Origin of the sequence: Compostibacillus humi, assembly GCF_014637175.1 — a bacterium.
Classification (GTDB): domain Bacteria; phylum Bacillota; class Bacilli; order Bacillales; family Amphibacillaceae; genus Oceanobacillus; species Oceanobacillus humi.
Genome location: NZ_BMEV01000138.1, coordinates 1 through 1872, shown reverse-complemented (window position 1 = coordinate 1872; position 1872 = coordinate 1). Strand labels below are relative to the sequence as shown.

The window sequence follows — 1872 nt, the reverse complement described above, 5'->3', positions numbered from 1 at the left end:
ACTATATTTTACCAAAAAGGGATGTTTTTTTGTTCATTTTTAGATATAATGTTGTGAATTCTTTCAGTCATATCAAGTGTTTACTAGTGTTTTTCGACTGCGAAAGTTGAGTTATCTAAATGGTCAATTAGTTGTCGTCCAACTAAGGGGACATTTACCACTTAAAAGGGATTGTAGGTTATTATTAATTTTTATGATTATTTTTCAATGCTAATTTGGTGGCATAATACACAACAATACCGATGGATGCAAGGTTAAGTATCCATCCCAGTAACCCATGAACCTTCATACTCATCATCCCAACCATACGGGAACACCTCTTTAAACTATAAATCATGCATCTAATCACGGAATTCAGTATTGTTTTGCATCATACCATTTTCGCCATGACAGTTGTTGAACATTTCTTCCTGCTGTTCTGGTGATAAATTAGGATGCATTTCTTCAATATGTGGTTTCATCTCCTCAAAGTTTAAGATTCCACTTCCATTTGATTCGGCCACAACAAATGAAGCACTTCCTAATAGTACGGCTCCGGTTAAAATACCTATTAATAATTTTTTCATTTATTACATCTCCTTTCTTAAATAAATCATACCTAAAAATTATCGAGATTTTATGGAGAACATTTAGAAGTTGTGATTTTAAATTTAACAGGATAATAGGAAGCTAATCTAACTTAAAGTATAATATTTCATCTGAAATATTTACCCGATCTAAAAATGACCTAAAACTGATCATGGTGTTTGTTCTGCTAATTAGGAACTAGGCTTGGCTAACTAAATCAAACCTTCTATATACTGTTTCATAAGGTTAATCCTTCTACCCTATAGGGGTATATCATATTGCAATCCAACAGTGAATACAATAAAAGTGGACATACATGTAAATATCCACTTTATTTCAGATTGTGAATTTCAAATTATTTCAGATGTATAATCTGTATAAGGTACGTGACACGGCTTGATATGGAGAGGCGGGTATGCTAGCCTGCCTGGCAAGCCAAAGTCTTTAGACAGTTGGCTTCTTGGCTTGAAACGCATGGCCGCAGAGGCTCCATGTCAAGCCATTCAGGGTATATTTATACACTTAATACGAGCTTTATACATATATACTTTGTGAAAAATCTGGACTAATTTGAACAAAATGTGCTGCTTTTGGCTGGAATAATGTGCATCTTTACAATACATACTATGATTGGAGTTGTAATAATGTCAATTTCTTTACTTTTTATACTTTTGTTGTGTACCACCCAAGTTGTAACAACCATAATATATGTGACGTATCACCGAAAATGGCTAACAAAAATGAACGGGATGTTGATTTCTATGTCATTAGGGATGTCGGTGGGGATTTTAATAGGAACCATTCTAGGAGTGGCTTTTCATGGTGATTTGTTTCAATCAACAGTTTACTCTATATTAATTGGAGTGGTTGTTGGGTTTCTTGCAGGAATACCTATTGGTCTACCTGCTGTCATTGACGGAATACTATCTGGACTAATGGGGGGAATGATGGGAGCAATGCTAGGAGACATGGTAGCTATGACAAGGCCAAATGCAATCATCAATATAATGGCTTTGATGATAACAATGATTTTATTACTTGTTTTATATACAGCAGAAGAATCAATTCGTAAACAAGCTAACCAAGAAACCTTTTCCTTTTTTAAACATCCATTCTTATTGATTTTTACCATTGCAATATTATTTCTGATATTAAGTTATATTGATCCACTTGATTTTAATATTCAATATTTAATGATTCATCACCACTTTTTGTGAAAAAGCATAAAAAAAGGAAAACATTTCTGAATTCCTGGCAATAATGTTAGCACCAAAACAAAACATTAATAGGAGGATTCAAAAATGT

General features: G+C 33.4%; 2 protein-coding genes. One reads left to right on the top strand and one right to left on the bottom strand.

Annotated elements, in window-relative coordinates; all coding sequences use genetic code 11:
- Positions 1–341: 341 nt before the first annotated feature.
- Positions 342–566 (bottom strand): hypothetical protein, encoded by a 225-nt coding sequence (locus IEV18_RS16895; protein WP_188393503.1) that lies wholly within the window; start codon positions 564–566, stop codon positions 342–344.
- 645 nt (positions 567–1211) lie between these two features.
- On the opposite strand from IEV18_RS16895, the gene IEV18_RS16890 reads away from it, so the two are divergent.
- Entirely contained in the window at positions 1212–1784 is a 573-nt protein-coding gene (locus IEV18_RS16890) for a hypothetical protein (RefSeq protein ID WP_188393502.1), read from the top strand.
- The last annotated feature ends 88 nt before the right edge of the window (positions 1785–1872 follow it).

What these genes read in the sequence shown, in the direction of transcription:
- IEV18_RS16890 (WP_188393502.1), top strand. Translation starts at nt 1,212, where the DNA reads ATGTCAATTTCTTTACTTTTTATACTTTTGTTGTGTACCACCCAAGTT.
- IEV18_RS16895 (WP_188393503.1), bottom strand. Translation starts at nt 566, where the DNA reads ATGAAAAAATTATTAATAGGTATTTTAACCGGAGCCGTACTATTAGGA.